This window comes from Streptomyces sp. TSRI0281, assembly GCF_001905125.1.
Lineage (GTDB): Bacteria > Actinomycetota > Actinomycetes > Streptomycetales > Streptomycetaceae > Streptomyces.
The window spans coordinates 683,911-699,634 of sequence record NZ_LWLE01000001.1 but is presented as its reverse complement, the minus strand read 5'-3'; the positions used below and the strand labels follow the sequence as shown (position 1 = coordinate 699,634).

Below are 15,724 nucleotides of genomic sequence, written 5' to 3'. Positions count from 1 at the left end.
GAACCGCAGGTGCACGGCGGCGTCCGCGCGGGGTTCGGTGGGACCTGCCCGATAACGTCCGAGCCGTCTCCGGACTCCTGACCGGCCGGCAGACAACCCACCCGCAATTTGAATGATCTCTGGGTCGCCAGGATCTGTGCGGCGGACCTTGCAGGCCGCGCCGACGCAAGGCGGTGGTTGCCCGCTCGCCCGCGCGGCTTCGAAATCACGCGACACCGCGTCCGAGCTGTGGGAGCCTCACCCGCGATGACACAACGAACCGATACACCCCCCACGTGGGACGAACGTACGCAGCTGGCCACCTTTCTGGACTACGCCCGTGACACGGCGCGGGCCAAGTGTGAGGGCGTGTCCGAGGAAGATGCCCGCAGGGCGCCGCTCCCGAATTCACCGTTGATGACGATGTGCGGGCTGATCAGCCATCTGCGATGGGTCGAACATCACTGGATCCAGGTGATGTTCCTCGGTGAGGAGCCCGAGGGTCCGCTCACGACGGCGACCGACGACGACCCCGACCCCGAGATGCGGACAGCGGTCGACGTCCCACTGCCTCGGCTTCTCGCCGAGTACGAGGAACAGAGCGCCCGCTACCGCCGCCTGGTGGCCGACCGTGACCTGGACTCGACGGCCGAGCGTCCCATCGGCGACGGCCGCCATGTGGACCTGCGCTGGGTGGTCCTCCACCTCATCGAGGAGATTTCCCGCCACAACGGTCACCTCGATGTGGTGCGTGAACTCGTCGACGGACAGACCGGCGTCTAGGCCGTGCGCCGAAAGTGGATCTTGGGCTGTGAATGATCAAGGTTCATGGGTCGGGGAGATCTCACGGACGAGCAGTGGGCGGCGCTGGAGCCGTTGTTGCCGAAGGGTGCCAGGGCGGGGCGGCCGCCCGTCTGGCCTCGGCGGCAGTTGATCGACGGCATACGGTTCCGGGTCCGGACAGGCGTTCCGTGGCGGGACGTCCCCGTGAAGTACGGACCGTGGGGCCGGATCTACGACCTGTTCCGCCGGTGGCAGCGAAACGGCACCTGGCAGCGGATTCTCACCCGGCTCCAGTCCCTGGCCGACGCGAAGGGTGTGATCACGTGGGACTTGAGCGTCGACTCCACGCTCTGCCGCGCCCACCAGCACGCGGCCGGGGCCCGCAAGCAGGGCGACCTGCAGAAGGAACCAGCGGGCGGCATCTTCACCGAGCCTCGTGATCATGGGCTGGGAAGGTCGCGCGGCGGGTTCACCACCAAGCTCCACCTGGCCGTCGAGCAGGGTCAGAAGCCCATGTCGATCGTGATCACTGCAGGACAGCGCGGAGACTCGCCGCAGTTCGAACCCGTACTGGCAAAGGTTCGCGTGCCCCGCATCGGGCCGGGCCGGCCACGTGTCCGCCCCGATCGGGTGCGTGCTGACAAGGCGTACGCCTCCGGCAAAAACCTGGCTGTGACCGGTATGCGTGACGATTTCCGCCTTCGGACTACCCAGGGGCAGGTGAACCAGGTCCCAACCGACTTGATTTGGACGAGTGTCCAGGACTATCGTCCAAGACGAGTGGATTGACCGACCTCTACGCCCCTGGAGAACGTGATGGAACATTCCCTACTGACGACCTTGACCGGGGCATTCCTGGTCTGGGAGGCACTCCTGCTGATCCCTATGGTCCCGGGGAAGCTCGTCGACACGAGGGATTTCTCCTCGCTCCCCCGCTGGCAGTACAACGGGTTCAATGCCTACCTCACCTCCCTCGGGCTGGCGAGTTTCGTGGTGGCCGGGTTCGCGATGGCGGGCCAGGGCTGGGTGTTCGTGGCGGCGCTGGTCCTGAGCCTGGGCTACGCCGTGGTCTTCGCGGCCGACCTCGGCGCGGTGTTCCCCGTCGTGCCCGACCGGCTCCCGGTCCAACTGCTCGTTCTCGAAGCCATCGCACTGGCCTCGGCCGGCGTGGGCGCCGTGATCGCGATCCAGGGAATTCGACTGTGAACGCCGTCCCCCCCGCCGGAGCGAGCACCCGGGAGAAGATCATCGAGGCCGCAGCCTCCCTCATCCCCGAGGTGGGCTGGGGCGGTGTGACCAGCAGACGTGTCGCGGAGCGCGCAGGCGTGAACACCGGCGTGATCCACTACCACGTAGGAAGCATCAGCGAACTCCGGCGCATCGCCGCAGCAGGCAAGATCCGAATGTTCTTCCTTGACCGCATCAACGGGGCCCTGTCACAACAGGACCCGACAGTGGCCGTTGAACTGATCCTCCGCTCGCTGTGCGCCAGCGACTCACGCGACCCGGAACTGCTACTGCTGTACGAATCCCTTGTAGCGGCAAACCGGGACGCTCAACTGCGCACCGACATCGCCGCTTCCCTGTTCCAGCTCCGACAACGACTGCATGACTGGTTCGCCGAACAAGGAGTTGCCCGGCCGCTCGCCGCAGCAGTGACCCTCACCGCAGCGATGGACGGCTTCCTGCTCCAGCGCACGCTCGACCCAGACCTCGACCCCGCCCCCCTCATCGAGGGCCTCGCAACTCTGGTCAAACGTCAACCGGGTCACTTGTGAACACCCAACTTTCGATACACGGCCTAGATCGCCCGCCAATTCCCGGCCGTCTGGGGTCTGTGGTGAAAGTGCTGGCCACAGCCACTCTTTGAGGACTGTGATCAGCACGGTCGCCTCGTAGCGGACCGTGAGCCTGGTCAGGCCGCCCCGGGAGCGTCCGAGCCCGTGGTCGGCCGGCTCGACGGTGGTCCCGCCGGACGGTTCCTTCTGGAGATCCCCCTTTTCGCCGCCCCGGCCGCGTGCTGGTGGGCCCGGCAGACCGTGGAGCCGATGTTCACGTCCCAGGTGATCAGGCCCTAACGATCAGGATCAACTTTCGCCAACAGACCCTGGGCGGCCTACGCGGTTGTGGCAATGCCGCCGTCGACGGGGATCACGGTGCCTGTGAGGTATGCGCCTGCCCGGCTGGCGAGGAACACGGCGACACCCGCCATGTCGTCGTCGCGGCCGATCCGGCGTAGTGGGGCCGACGCCGCGATCGCCTCGCCGAACTCATCGAGGGTTGCGGCCATCATCGCCGACGGGAACGGTCCTGGCGCCACGGCGTTCACGGTGACGTGCTGCGGTCCCAGTTCCTTGGCGAGCACTCTGGTGAGTTGATGCAGTGCGGCCTTGCTGCTGGAGTACGAGTAGTTGGGCCGCTGGGGGATGTGGATGGCGGCGATGCTGCCGATGTTGATGATCCGCGCGGGATCGTCGGCGGTGCCCGCCCTGCGAAGTGCGGGCAGCAGCGCCTGGACCAGCCAGAACGGCGACTTCAGGTTGAGGTCGACGACCGTGTCCCAGGCCGCGTCCGGGAACGTCGCCAGCGGCTCGTCCCACATGGCGCCCGCGTTGTTGACGAGGATGTCGAGACGCTCCGAGTCGGCGGTGACGAGGTCGGACAGTCGCCGACACTCGTCGTGGCGGGACAGGTCGGCGGGGATGGCCCGCACCTCACCGAACTTGGACAGCTGTTCCTGCGCCTGAGCGCAGGCTTCCGCGTTGCGTGAGCTGATGACCAGGCGGACGCCCGCCTGGAGAAGGCCACGCGCGATCATCATTCCGATGCCTCGGGTGCCACCGGTGACGAGCGCGCGCTTTCCACGCAGATCGAAGAGTTCTGCATGCGTGGTGAATTGGTTGTCTACCACTTTCCGCCATTCCAGTTGGTCGTGCGCAATGATGCGTCGACGCATTGGGTGTTCGGTTCAGCTGTCTCAACGCTATGTCCCTGGAGTGCACTCCAAGCAAGCGGATCAGGGTCCTGACGGACCGCGTCCGCAACCGCCTCAAGCGCGGATCGCGAGGCGGACGGCCGCCCGAGTTCGACAAGGACGACTACCAGCAGCGGCACGCGGTCGGGTGCCGGATCACCGCCTCAAGTGACACCGGGCCGGGGCCACGAGGTAGGACGGGCTCGCGGTCCGCTACGGGGCGACCGTGCTGGTCGCAGTCCTCAACGAGTGGCTGTGACCAGCACTTTCACCACAGACGCTAGGCGTCGGCGGCCTCCGAGATGAGGAAGTCCAGGAAGCGGTCGGCCAGTGGTTCGCCCAGGAGGGGTTCCAGGAACAGGAACTGCCCCTGGGGGTTGACCTCCAGCCATACCGGTTCGCCGTCCGGCATCAGCTTGATGTCGATGATCCCCATGCGCAGGCTGAGCCGACGCAGGACTGATGTGACCTGCCGGGCGAGTGGTTCCGGAACCTCCCACTTCGAGATGGGGACGTTCAGGTCGGGGCGCCAGTCGAGCCGGCCCGTTTCGATGAGGGCCGCGCACATGTCCTCGCCGAAGCAGTTGAGCCTGATGTGATGCCTGCCGGGGATGTACTCCTGGTAGACGGCGGGGCACACCCGGAAGGACTCCTCGGGGATCGAGGACGGGTCGTCGAGGTACTGAGTGAACATCAGCGGTCCGCTCGCCCCCAGCACCGGCTTCACGATGACCCGGCCGGTGCGGCGGACGAAATCGATGACCTCCTGGCGCGACTGCGACACCAGGGTGCGCGGTACCCGGAAGCCTTCCTCCCGTGCGACGGCGAGCTGGTACAGCTTGTCCGCCGCACGGTCGGTCGCCTCCGGGGACGACACCCACCGGCCTGCGAAAGCGGCCGCCAACATGCCTCCGAGCGCTCCGCGGCAGTCGTTGTTGACCAGCCGCCGCTCGTGGTCGTTCGCCGCATCCGCGGAGTTCTGCTGGTTCGCCCTCATCCGCCGCCACCACAGCGCCGAGACGTCCTCCAGCGGTACCGCGATCCCCTCGGAGGTCAGAACCGTGGCGGGCGAGTCCCGGTGCGAACTCCAACTGAGGCTGGGCCGACCGCTGATCCGGTCGCATTCGACGACATGGAACGGGCCGTAGTGGCGGCGGGCCGCGGCCTCGCGGATGGCGAGTGTGTGGAGATCATCCTCGATCGATACGGTGAGGATCATTATTCGGGACAGTCCACGCAGCAGTCATCGGTGCAACCGCACGAGCAGGACTCGGACGCCGAGCCCGCCATGTAGCTGGCATCGATCCTGAGGCCGGTCGTGGCCCGAACCCCTTCTTCCCACGCCCGCAACTCCTCCGGGGTCTGCAGGTAGATATAGGACTCGGGCTGGACCCGCAGGACGACCGGGGGCGCTGCCGCCGCAGCCGCGGAAGAGAACTTCGTCAGTCCCCTTCGTTCCTGTTCAACCGGATCTCCGAGCTTGAAGGAGGCCATGATGACCATCTCCGCCGTGCGTTGGTTTGGTTCAACATTCCTCTCACCATCACACCACCGTGGGCCCGTCTCCGCACCTTGAACTAGGCGCGGTTTCAACTTCCTTGGACGTACGCACTTCCGTGGGGGAGGCAGGGGGCGAACCCGGAATCCGGTGCACCGAGCGGCACCGGATCGTGACCGGCCGCGACCCGGTGTGCCGTGTCGTGGGGCGGGGCGTCGCGGTGGAGCGGGTCCCGGTGGGTCACGACGTAAAAGCTTTTCAAGGACCGAGAAGAAAGAACCCTTCCCCACCCCTGTCCCCGGTCATCTGCGGGGCGTCACTCACACGGGTGAGGTTTGCCAACTGGACTGGATTTCGGGCTGGTTGGCTGGCATATGCTCACGCTCACCACCCCAGACATGCGACGACCCCCGACCGGGCTGCAATCCCGATCGAGGGTCTGGCCGCCGAGGAAGTAGGAGCTTCCCGATGGATACCCAGCAGATTAGCGTGCCCCCGCCTGCCCCGTCATCCGGTGTCGTGCACCTCAACGTCCGGCTCACCGAGCGCTTCACGATCATCTCCAACGCCCTTTCCCAGCACGGCGATCTGTCGCTGGTCGCGATCGGCCTCAGCACGTACATCCAGTCGCTGCCCGCCGGAACGAAGGTCGGCATCAAGGTGCTCGCCGAGCGTTTCAAGGAGGGCGAGACGTGCATCGCCGCCGCGCTGCGCGAGCTGGAGGTTCATGGCTTCCTGCGGCGGGTCCGCTTCCACCTTCGCGACGGCCGCATCGCGACGCGTACGGAGTCCTACAACCTGCCGGAGCACGACCGACGCCCGCAGGAAGCCCCGAAGAACCCGAGGAACACCAGCGGTCCGGGATCTCCGAAGGCGCCGAAGCGAGCATCGCCGCCCCGGCCCGCTGCGGCGCCCGCCCCGACGCCCGTACGGGAGCCGACTCCCGCGCCAACGTCCGTACGAGAGCCCGCCCCCGCGCCGACGCCCCGGCCTGCTGCGGCGCCCGCGCCGACGTCCGTACGAGAGTCCGCCCCCGCGCCGACGTCCGTACGGAAGCCCGCCCCCGCGTCACGCCTCGTACCGCCGCCCACCGCGCCCAAACCGCCGCCCCCGCCGCTCCCCGTACCGCAGGCCCTGACGCCCCAGTTGCACCGGGCGGCTGCCGATCTCCTCGCCGGTCTTCCGCGTACGGTGGCTCAGCTGGTCCTCTCCGAGCGCGACGTTCAGGAGCTCACGCCCGGTGCCGCCGCCTGGCTCGAACGCGGCGCCACCCCGGCCACCCTCCGCGCCGCCCTGACCGGTGACCTCCCCGTCCCGCTCAAGCACCCGGCGAAACTCCTCCGGCACCGGCTCATCGCCCTGCTGCCACCCCTGCTGCCGACGGCGCCGCCGGTCGTCCCGATGCAGAACTGCGACGACTGCGACCGGGCCTTCCGCTCACCGGTCGCGGGCCCCTGCCGCGACTGCCGGGGCTACTGGGCCGAAGCCTTACGTGAACCGGACCCGCTCAGCGCGTGAGCGGATGCTCGCTTCCTGGTGCCGCCGGAAGGGCCGTTGTTCCGGGGGAACTTGGGGCCGCGCGACACCCGCCGGGGCGGTCGACTTCCCGCGCCAACGCGTCGGAGCCGTTCAGTGGTCCTGCCCCAACGCCGCACGCACGGCCGACGGGCCCGTGTGGTCCTTGGCGAGGGCGTCCATCATGACTTCGTCGCAGACCTCGCCGAGCCAGTACCCGGCCTCGCGCAAGGTCCCCGCAGTGCGGAATCCGGCCTTCTCGTAGGCACGGATGCCCGCGGAGTTCGGGGCGAGGACCTTGAGCCAGACCATGCGCAGGTTGGTGATGTGGAAGGCGTAGTCGAGGGTGAGCCGCGTGGCCTGGGTGCCGAGCCCACGGCCGCGAGCTTCGGCGGCGAGCATGATCACGTACTCGGCGGTCCGCACGGAGTGGTCCGGCAGCAGCGTGGCGACGCCGGCCGGTGCCGGGGCGCCGGAGCTCAGGTCGTAAATGGTGAAGCGGATGTTCCCGCCGCGGAGCTGGTGGGTCATGCCCTCGGTTCGGGCTTCGAGCGACTCGGGGCTCTGACGGCCGTAGCCGACCAGGAGAGCGGGGTCCTGCTCCCAGCGCCAGTACGTTTCGACCAGGTCGGCGCGGTAGGGGCCGAGAGCACAGGTACCGGCGCTGATCCACAGGATCGGCTCAAGGCTGGTGCTGATGATGGCCTCCGATGGTGAGTGCGGGGTCAGGAGTACGTCGTCGCCGCCACCCTGAACGCGGCTGTTACGGGGGTGACGGCGTGGCATCCTGCTCGGGCGCTGATCGTCACCGGTCCGGGTATGGGTCCGGTCATGGGACGTTCCCCGACGCCGTCCTTCACCGCCCCCTCCCGGTCCCGGACGACCCATGAGGGTCGGTGCGTACGTGCGCGCGTACCCCTTGCAGGCCGAACAGGATGAGCAGCTCGACCGCGCCGCCGTCGGCGCTGCCCAGCCAGTGCGGCACGGACGTGTCGAACTCGGCTGCCTCGCCGGGCGGCAGTGTCAGGTCGCGCTCGCCGATCACGAGCCGTAGGCGTCCGCTGAGCACGTAGAGCCATTCGAAGCCTTCGTGGGTCTGCGGGGTCGGTTCGCGTGGTTCCGGCCGGGCGGGGACGATCATCTTGAACGCGTGCACACCGCCCGGTCGCCGGGACAGGGGCACGAAGGTCATCCCGAACCGGCTGACCGGCTTGAGGTACATGCGGGGATCGCCGGTGCGCGGGGCGCCGACGAGGTCGTCCAGCGGAACGTCATAGGTGCGGGCCAGCGGCAGCAGCAGTTCCAGGCTCGGCCGGCGCTGCCCGTTCTCCAGCCGGGACAGCGTGCTCTCCGAGACGCCGATGGCCGACGCGAGGTCGGCGAGGGTGATGCCGCGTTCACGGCGCAGTGCGCGCAGCCGTGGCCCCACCGCGTCGAGCACGTCGTCGTCGCTCGTGCCATCCATCGGGCCATCTTGCCATTACCGCAAGTTTCCGTGCCGGATCGCGGGGTGCCCGGCAAGACTCACGTACCAACCGACACAGGGAGTCTTGATGAGCACCACCGAAGCGGTCGCGTTCTGGGACGGCGTCTACGCGGCCCGGCCGGCGGCCGACGGCCCGCAGCCGAACGCCCGCCTCACGGAGACGGTGACGGGCCTGCCGCCCGGTGACGCGTTGGACCTCGGATGCGGTGAAGGCGGCGACGCGCTGTGGCTCGCCCGCCAGGGCTGGCACGTCACCGCCATCGACATCTCGGCCGTGGCGGTCGAACGGCTCGCTTCCCTCGCCCGCGCACACGGCCTGGACGACCGTGTCATTACCGTGCGGCACGACGTGCACACGTCGTTCCCGCCCGGCGGATTCGACCTGATCTGCGCCCACTACCTGCAGACCCCTTTCGACCTGGACCGGGCAACCGCGCTGCGCTCGGCCGCGCACGCACTGCGCCCCGGCGGGCGGCTGCTGGTCGTCGACCACGGCTCGGCCGCGCCGTGGTCGTGGAACCAGGACCCCGACACCCGCTACTCCGGCCCGCGGGAGATCGCCGCGGATATCGGCCTGGCCCCGGAGACCTGGACGGTCGAGCAGGCCGACTCACCCCGCCGGATCGCGACCGGCCCGGACGGGAGCACCGCCGAGGTCACCGACCATGTCCTCCTCCTGCGCCGCACCGCCTGACACCTGCGGTGAAGGAGGCGACCGGGCCCGGCACCACGCGCCGCGACCGATGCCGTGACGCCCCGCCGCCGTGGGCGCGGCACCGGTCAACGCGTGCCCGGCCTGCCGTTACCGAGGTGAACGGGCCTTCTTCACGGGCGGGCGACCGCCCAGGCCGCCTCGATCATCAGGAAGATCTCGTCCACCGCGGCCTCCGGATCGGCCGCCTCGCGGGCCAGCGAATGGGCGTCGATCGCGAACCTCGCGATCGTGCGGCAGGCCGTTGTGGGCTGTGGCAGGCCGAGGTCGGCGGCGATGGCCGTTGCCAGTGACTCCGCGTGGCGCAGCCGCATCGACTCCTCGTACTTCCGCAGGGCGGGCGATTCGTCGATCATCCGCCAGATCGGGGCGGCGCCGTCCGCCGTGCAATGGCGTACCAGGGCCAGGATCTCGCGGCGCAGCGCGGGGATGAGTGGCTCGTGCGGGGCCCGGTCGGTGACCGCCTGCGCGAGGCGGTGCTCGAAGTCCTCGTCCCGCTCGAACACCAGGGCCTCTTTGGAGGCGAAGTGGGAGAAGAGCGTGGTGACGGCCACATCGGCCTCGGCGGCCACATCGCGGATGCCCACGGCGTCGTACCCGCGCTCCAGGAAGAGCCGCAGGGCGGTGTCAGCGATCTTCTGGCGGGTCGCGGCCTTCTTGCGCTCGCGGCGTCCGGACTGCACGGTCATGCCCTGACGCTATCAAATGCAAAGATGGAACGGTTTCTAAAAGCTAACCGTTAGTGTTACGTTCGGCCGTATGAAGAAAGTGAGCTTCGCCGATTTCGGCGGTCCGGACGTTCTGCAACTCGTGGACGCCGAGGAGCCCCAAGCGGGCCCCGGCCAGATACGCATCGCCGTACGGGCGGCGGGTGTGAACCCCGTCGACTGGAGGGTTCGTGAGGGCCAGATCCTGGCGGCCCATCCGCTCGAACTGCCCGCCGGGGTCGGGCTGGACGCCTCAGGGGTGGTGGACGAGATCGGCGACGGCGTCGAAGGGGTCGCGGTCGGCGACCATGTGTTCGGCGAAGGGGCGAGCACCTATGCCGAGTTCGCCGTGCTGTCGGCCTGGGCCCGTATGCCCGAGGGCCTGACCTTCGAAGAGGCGGCCGGGTACCCCTCCGTGGTGGAGACCGCGCTGCGCATCATCGGCCAGGTCGGTGTGCGGTCCGGGCAGACGCTGCTGGTCAGCGGCGCGTCCGGGGGAGTCGGATCGGCGGTGCTGCAGATCGCCCGCGACCGCGGCATCACGGTGATCGGCACGGCCGGGGCCGCGAACCAGGACTATCTGCGCGGCCTGGGTGCCGTAGCCACGACGTACGGCGAGGGCTGGGTCGAGCGGGTGCGGCAACTCGGCCCCGTCGACGCGGCGCTCGATCTGGCCGGCTCGGGCGTGATCCGTGAGCTCGTGGAGCTGACCGGGAATCCGCAGAAGGTGATCTCCATCGCCGATCTCGGCGCGCCGGATCTCGGTGTCCGGTTCTCCGGCGTGGCCGGGAGCGTGCCGGAAGCGCTCGCGGTGGCCGCCGACCTCATCTCGCGGGGAAAGCTCCACATCCCGGTCGAGAAGTCGTACCCGCTCGCCGAGGCCGCGGCGGCGCACATCGACAGCCAGGCCGGTCACACGCGGGGGCGCCGGGTCATCGTCGTCTGAGTCATCTCCCGCGCACAAGGAAAAATTGTTCAGGGCGTGTCGATCGAGCCCTGTCCCGTTCGTCGTCCTCCGCGCGGACGCGGAACGGGCGGAGACGGAGCGCGCGTACGCCGCACCGGCCGGTGGTGCGCGCGTACGCCGCACCGGCCGGTGGTGCCACCGGTGAGCTGCCCGACGAACGGTTGCAGCTGTTCTTCACCTGCGCCCACCCGGCACTCGCCGCCGAGGACCGGACCGCCCTGATCCTGCGCTGCCTGGCCGGACTCACCACACCGGAGGTGGCACGGGCCTTCCTGGTGCCGACCGCCACCATGGCCCAGCGGATCGTGCGGGCGAAGAAGAAGATCCGCGTGGCCCGCATCCCGTTCCGGGTGCCCGGTGCCGACGAGCTGCCGGAGCGGCTGCCCGGGGTGCTCCAGGCCCTCTACTCGATCTTCACCGAGGGGTACGCCGCCAGCTCCGGGCCCAGCCTCCAGCGGACGGACCTGGCCGAGGAGGCGATCCGGCTGGCCCGGATCCTGCGCCGACTGCTGCCCGCCGAACGCGAGACCGCCGGGCTCCTCGCCCTGATGCTGCTCGTCCACGCCCGGCGCGATGCCCGCACCGGGCCGGGCGGCGAGCCGGTGCTGCTGGATGAGCAGGACCGGGGGCGCTGGGACCGGGACATGATCGAGGAGGGGCGCGTCCTGGTGGTCGACGCGCTGACCGGCGGTCCGGCCGGGCCGTACGGGGTGCAGGCCGCCGTCGCCGCCCTGCACGACGAGGCGGCGGACGTCGCGAGCACGGACTGGCCGCAGATCGTGGCCCTGTACGACGTGCTGCTCGCGCTCGCCCCGTCCCCGGTGATCGCTCTGAACCGGGCCGTGGCGGTGGCGATGCGGGACGGCCCGGAGGCGGGGCTCGCGCTGCTCGACGCACTCGCCGGGGAGCCGAGGCTGCGCGCGTACCCGCCGTATCCGGCCGCGCGGGGCGACCTGCTGTGCCGCCTGGAGCGCTTCGGCGAGGCCGCCGCCGCGTACCGGGAAGCGCTCGGACTGCCGGGCACCGAGCCGGAGAAGGCCGCGCTGCGCCTGCGGCTCGCGGAGGCCGAGCGGGGCGGTGGGGCGCTCGGTCGGTAGGGGGCGCGGAGCAGCTCACCGATGGGTGTGCGGGGGTGCGCGGGGGCGGCGGGGCGCTCGGCAGGGCAGGAGCGCGTCCGCCCTGCGTGCGCCGTCGTCGTGCCCTTGGCCGGAACCATCCTCTTGACCCGGTCATGTCATGACACGACCATGTGTGCGTCGCGCAGGTCCATCCCCCCACCCATCCGGACTCAGGAGACTGCCAGTATGCGACTTCTCCACGCACGGAAATCCCGGCCGACGAGAACCAGACGGAACGCCACCCTCGCCGTCCTGCTCGCCCTCGGACTCGCCGCTCCCGTCACCGCCGTCGCCAGTGCCGACACCTCGGCGCGCAGCGCGGTCGTCGCCGCGGACGAGCAGACCTCGCAGTACGAGATCACCGGGCGCACCACCGCCGCCGCCCGCACCGAGATCGCCCGCGCCGGAGTCTCGATCGACGAGGTGCACGACCACGGCATCGTGATCACCGCGGACGCCGCCCAGGCCAAGAGGCTCCGGGCGCGCGGCCATGTGCTGGCGGCGCTGCCCGCGCCCGGGGCCGAACCGGTCGCGCCGGGTGACGCCGGGATCCTCGACTTTCCGCCGTCCGACTCCGGCTACCACAACTACGCCGAGATGAACGCGGAGATCGACGCGCGCATCGCCGCGTACCCCTCGATCATGAGCAAGCGCGTGATCGGGAAGACCTACCAGGGCCGGGACATCGTCGCGATCAAGGTCAGCGACAACGTCGGCACCGACGAGGCCGAGCCCGAGGTCCTCTTCACCGCCCACCAGCACGCCCGCGAGCACCTGACCGTCGAGATGTCGCTCTACCTGCTCCGCGAGCTCGGTGAGGACTACGGCACCGACCCCCGGATCACCCAGGCGGTCAACGCCCGCGAGCTGTGGATCGTGCCGGACCTGAACCCCGACGGCGGCGAGTACGACATCGCGTCGGGCTCGTACCGCAGCTGGCGCAAGAACCGGCAGCCCAACTCCGGCTCCAGCGCCGTGGGAACGGACCTCAACCGCAACTGGGCCTACAAATGGGGCTGCTGCGGCGGCTCCTCCTCCAGCACCTCGTCGGAGACCTACCGCGGAGCCGCGGCCGAATCCGCGCCCGAGACGAAGGTCGTCGCCGACTTCGTCCGCAGCCGGGTGGTCGGCGGGAAGCAGCAGATCACGGCGGGCATCGACTTCCACACGTACAGCCAGCTGGTGCTGTGGCCGTTCGGCTACACCTACGACGACACCGCCACCGGCATGACGGCCGACGACCGCAACGCGTTCGCCGCCGTCGGCAAGAAGATGGGCGCGAGCAACGGCTACACCGCCGAGCAGTCCAGCGACCTCTACATCACCGACGGCTCGATCGACGACTGGCTGTGGGGTTCGCAGCGGATCTTCTCCTACACCTTCGAGATGTATCCGGGATCGGCCGGGGGCGGCGGCTTCTACCCGCCCGACGAGGTGATCGAGCGGGAGACCTCGCGCAACCGGGACGCGGTGCTCCAACTGATCGAGAACGCGGACTGCATGTACCGGTCGATCGGCAAGGAGGCGCAGTACTGCGCCTGAGGGCCGGACGGGCGGCAGTACCGCGCCTGACGGTCGGACGGGGCGCGTCCGGGACGTGCGGAACCGGTGCGTTCGAAGGGTGGCTGATCCGTCCCGCGTGCTCCTCCTCCCGTGAGGAGGAGCACGGCCTTAGGGTGCCGATATGTGCGGAATCGTGGGTTACGTCGGAGGACAGTCGGCGCAGGACGTCGTCGTCGCAGGTCTCAAGCGCCTCGAATACCGGGGCTACGACTCGGCGGGTGTCGCCGTTCTCGCGGATGGCGGGCTGGCCGCCGCGAAGAAGGCGGGCAAGCTCGTCAATCTGGAGAAGGAGCTGAAGGACCGGCCCCTTCCGGCCGGTCGCACCGGCATCGGGCACACCCGGTGGGCCACCCATGGGGCGCCCAACGACATCAACGCCCATCCGCATCTGGACAACGCGGGCCGGGTCGCCGTCGTGCACAACGGGATCATCGAGAACTTCGCCGCGCTCCGGCACGAGCTCATCGGGCGCGGGCACGCGCTGGGTTCGGAGACCGACACCGAGGTGGTGGCGCATCTGCTGGCCGAGGCGTTCTCCGGGTGCGGGGAGCTGGCCGAGGCGATGCGGCAGGTGTGCCGGAGGCTGGAGGGGGCCTTCACCCTCGTCGCCGTGCACGCCGATCAGCCCGATGTGGTGGTGGGCGCCCGGCGCAACTCGCCGCTCGTCGTGGGAGTGGGCGAGGGCGAGGTGTTCCTCGCCTCCGACGTCGCCGCGTTCATCGCGCACACCCGCGCCGCGATCGAGCTGGGGCAGGACCAGGTCGTCGAGCTGAGCCGGGCCGGGGTCGTCGTCACCGGGTTCGACGGGCGGGCCGCCGAGGTGCGCGAGTACCACGTGGACTGGGACGCCTCCGCCGCCGAGAAGGGCGGCTACGACTACTTCATGCTCAAGGAGATCGCCGAGCAGCCCAAGGCCGTCGCGGACACCCTCCTCGGGCGGATCGACCAGGAGGGCTCCCTGCTGCTGGACGAGGTGCGCATCGCGCCCGGTGTGCTCCGGGAGATCGACAAGGTCGTCGTCGTGGCCTGCGGGACCGCGTTCCACGCCGGGATGATCGCCAAGTACGCCATCGAGCACTGGACCCGGCTGCCCTGCGAGACCGAGCTGGCCAGCGAGTTCCGCTACCGCGACCCGATCCTCGACCACCGCACCCTCGTCATCGCCATCTCGCAGTCCGGCGAGACCATGGACACCCTCATGGCCGTGCGGCACGCCCGCGAACAGGGCGCGAAGGTCCTCGCCATCTGCAACACGAACGGGTCGACCATCCCCAGGGAGTCCGACGCCGTCCTCTACACGCACGCCGGACCCGAGGTCGCCGTCGCCTCCACCAAGGCGTTCCTCACCCAGCTCGTCGCCTGCTACCTCGTCGCCCTGTACCTCGGGCAGGTGCGCGGGACGAAGTGGGGCGACGAGATCCGGACCGTCGTACGGCAGCTCTCGGCCATCTCCGAGCAGGTCGAGCGGGTCCTCGCGACCATGGAGCCCGTACGCGCGCTGGCGCGGTCCCTCGCCGACAAGAACACCGTGCTCTTCCTCGGACGCCACGTCGGCTACCCGGTCGCCCTCGAAGGCGCGCTGAAGCTCAAGGAACTCGCGTACATGCACGCCGAGGGCTTCGCCGCGGGTGAGCTCAAGCACGGGCCGATCGCGCTCATCGAGGAGGACCTGCCGGTCGTCGTGATCGTGCCCTCGCCGCGCGGCCGCTCCCTGCTGCACGACAAGATCGTGTCGAACATCCAGGAGATCAGGGCCCGCGGCGCCCGCACCATCGTCATCGCCGAGGAGGGCGACGAGGCCGTCGCTCCGTACGCCGACCACCTCATCACCATCCCCGTTACGCCTACGCTGCTTCAGCCGCTGGTCTCCACCGTGCCGCTCCAGGTCTTCGCCTGTGAGCTCGCGACGGCCCGCGGCAACGAGGTGGACCAGCCGCGCAATCTGGCGAAGTCCGTGACCGTGGAGTGAGCGGCCGGTGAGCCGGCCGTGAGCGGGGAGTGAGCCGGGAGTGGCAACAGGCATGACAAGGGGAGTGGCGAGGGTGAGCTCGTGATCATTGGGGTCGGGATCGACGTGGCCGAGATCGAACGCTTCGGCGCGGCGCTGGAGCGTACGCCCCAGATGGCTCAGCGGCTCTTCGTGGAGAGGGAGTTGACGCTGCCGAGCGGGGAGCGGCGCGGCGTCGCCTCGCTGGCCGCCAGATTCGCCGCCAAGGAGGCCCTGGCGAAGGCGCTCGGCGCGCCGGCCGGGCTGCACTGGACCGACGCCGAGGTCTGGGTCGAGGACTCCGGGCAGCCCCGGCTGCGGGTGCGCGGCTCGGTCGCGGCGCGCGCCGCCGAGCTCGGCGTACGGAGCTGGCACGTGTCCCTCAGCCATGACGCGGGGGTGGCGTCGGCCGTGGTGATCGCGGAGGGTTGACCG

The 15,724-nt window shown here is 69.7% G+C and carries 14 protein-coding genes and 3 pseudogenes; 11 read left to right on the top strand and 6 right to left on the bottom strand.

Features of this window, described 5'->3' with window-relative positions; translation table 11 throughout:
* Nucleotides 1-246 precede the first annotated feature (246 nt).
* The 4 genes and pseudogenes from A6A29_RS03110 (at nt 247) to A6A29_RS45115 (ending at nt 2,540) form a co-directional block, all read left to right on the top strand.
* Nucleotides 247-762 carry a DinB family protein gene (locus tag A6A29_RS03110; protein ID WP_073718339.1) on the top strand — a complete coding sequence of 172 codons (516 nt, stop codon included), beginning with the start codon at nt 247-249 and terminating at the stop codon, nt 760-762.
* Between the two features lie 45 nt (nt 763-807).
* Nucleotides 808-1,434 (top strand): annotated as a pseudogene (locus tag A6A29_RS03105) (IS5 family transposase); the annotation flags it as partial.
* 144 nt (nt 1,435-1,578) lie between these two features.
* Complete coding sequence (locus tag A6A29_RS45120) at nt 1,579-1,968, top strand: hypothetical protein (RefSeq protein ID WP_073718338.1); 390 nt, start codon at nt 1,579-1,581, stop codon at nt 1,966-1,968.
* Nucleotides 1,965-2,540, top strand: a complete 576-nt coding sequence (locus A6A29_RS45115) for a TetR/AcrR family transcriptional regulator (protein ID WP_073718337.1) — start codon at nt 1,965-1,967, stop codon at nt 2,538-2,540. The genes A6A29_RS45120 and A6A29_RS45115 overlap by 4 nt, the downstream gene beginning before the upstream one ends.
* A 135-nt stretch (nt 2,541-2,675) precedes the next feature.
* Here the strand turns inward: A6A29_RS45115 and A6A29_RS46160 are convergent.
* From A6A29_RS46160 to A6A29_RS03075, 3 genes and pseudogenes are all read right to left on the bottom strand, one after another.
* Nucleotides 2,676-2,830, bottom strand: a pseudogene (locus A6A29_RS46160) (IS5 family transposase); the annotation flags it as partial.
* Nucleotides 2,831-2,878: 48 nt separating this feature from the next.
* On the bottom strand, nt 2,879-3,673 hold the full coding sequence (locus A6A29_RS03085) for an SDR family oxidoreductase (RefSeq protein WP_073718336.1): 795 nt from the start codon (nt 3,671-3,673) through the stop codon (nt 2,879-2,881).
* Nucleotides 3,674-4,016: 343 nt separating this feature from the next.
* Nucleotides 4,017-4,955, bottom strand: coding sequence for an ATP-grasp domain-containing protein (locus A6A29_RS03075; RefSeq protein WP_073718335.1), 939 nt, complete (start codon nt 4,953-4,955; stop codon nt 4,017-4,019).
* Nucleotides 4,956-5,702: 747 nt separating this feature from the next.
* Here A6A29_RS03075 and A6A29_RS03065 point away from each other — a divergent pair.
* On the top strand, nt 5,703-6,752 hold the full coding sequence (locus tag A6A29_RS03065) for a hypothetical protein (RefSeq protein ID WP_073718334.1): 1,050 nt from the start codon (nt 5,703-5,705) through the stop codon (nt 6,750-6,752).
* Nucleotides 6,753-6,863: 111 nt separating this feature from the next.
* Here A6A29_RS03065 and A6A29_RS03060 read toward each other — a convergent pair whose 3' ends face one another.
* Complete coding sequence (locus A6A29_RS03060) at nt 6,864-7,418, bottom strand: GNAT family N-acetyltransferase (protein WP_385729420.1); 555 nt, start codon at nt 7,416-7,418, stop codon at nt 6,864-6,866.
* 187 nt (nt 7,419-7,605) lie between these two features.
* Nucleotides 7,606-8,214, bottom strand: a complete 609-nt coding sequence (locus A6A29_RS03055) for a helix-turn-helix domain-containing protein (RefSeq protein WP_073718333.1) — start codon at nt 8,212-8,214, stop codon at nt 7,606-7,608.
* A gap of 88 nt (nt 8,215-8,302) precedes the next feature.
* Between A6A29_RS03055 and A6A29_RS03050 the strand changes: the two genes are divergently transcribed.
* The gene (locus A6A29_RS03050) at nt 8,303-8,929 is read left to right on the top strand and encodes an SAM-dependent methyltransferase (RefSeq protein ID WP_073718332.1); all 627 of its coding nucleotides are present in this window, start codon (nt 8,303-8,305) and stop codon (nt 8,927-8,929) included.
* A gap of 131 nt (nt 8,930-9,060) precedes the next feature.
* Here the strand turns inward: A6A29_RS03050 and A6A29_RS03045 are convergent, their stop codons facing one another.
* On the bottom strand, nt 9,061-9,636 hold the full coding sequence (locus tag A6A29_RS03045; protein WP_073718331.1) for a TetR/AcrR family transcriptional regulator: 576 nt from the start codon (nt 9,634-9,636) through the stop codon (nt 9,061-9,063).
* A gap of 70 nt (nt 9,637-9,706) precedes the next feature.
* Between A6A29_RS03045 and A6A29_RS03040 the strand changes: the two genes are divergently transcribed.
* From A6A29_RS03040 to A6A29_RS03020, 5 genes and pseudogenes are all read left to right on the top strand, one after another.
* Entirely contained in the window at nt 9,707-10,600 is an 894-nt protein-coding gene (locus A6A29_RS03040) for an NADP-dependent oxidoreductase (RefSeq protein WP_073718330.1), read from the top strand.
* A 155-nt stretch (nt 10,601-10,755) separates the two neighbouring features.
* A pseudogene (locus A6A29_RS03035) lies at nt 10,756-11,718 on the top strand (RNA polymerase sigma factor); the annotation flags it as partial.
* Nucleotides 11,719-11,925: 207 nt separating this feature from the next.
* Nucleotides 11,926-13,281 carry a M14 family metallopeptidase gene (locus A6A29_RS03030; protein ID WP_073718329.1) on the top strand — a complete coding sequence of 452 codons (1,356 nt, stop codon included), beginning with the start codon at nt 11,926-11,928 and terminating at the stop codon, nt 13,279-13,281.
* A 142-nt stretch (nt 13,282-13,423) separates the two neighbouring features.
* A complete protein-coding gene (gene glmS / locus A6A29_RS03025; RefSeq protein ID WP_073718328.1) occupies nt 13,424-15,271 on the top strand; it encodes a glutamine--fructose-6-phosphate transaminase (isomerizing) in 1,848 nt (615 codons plus the stop codon).
* 81 nt (nt 15,272-15,352) lie between these two features.
* Nucleotides 15,353-15,721: a holo-ACP synthase gene (locus A6A29_RS03020; protein WP_073718327.1), complete on the top strand. Its 369-nt coding sequence runs from the start codon at nt 15,353-15,355 to the stop codon at nt 15,719-15,721.
* Nucleotides 15,722-15,724: the final 3 nt, after the last annotated feature.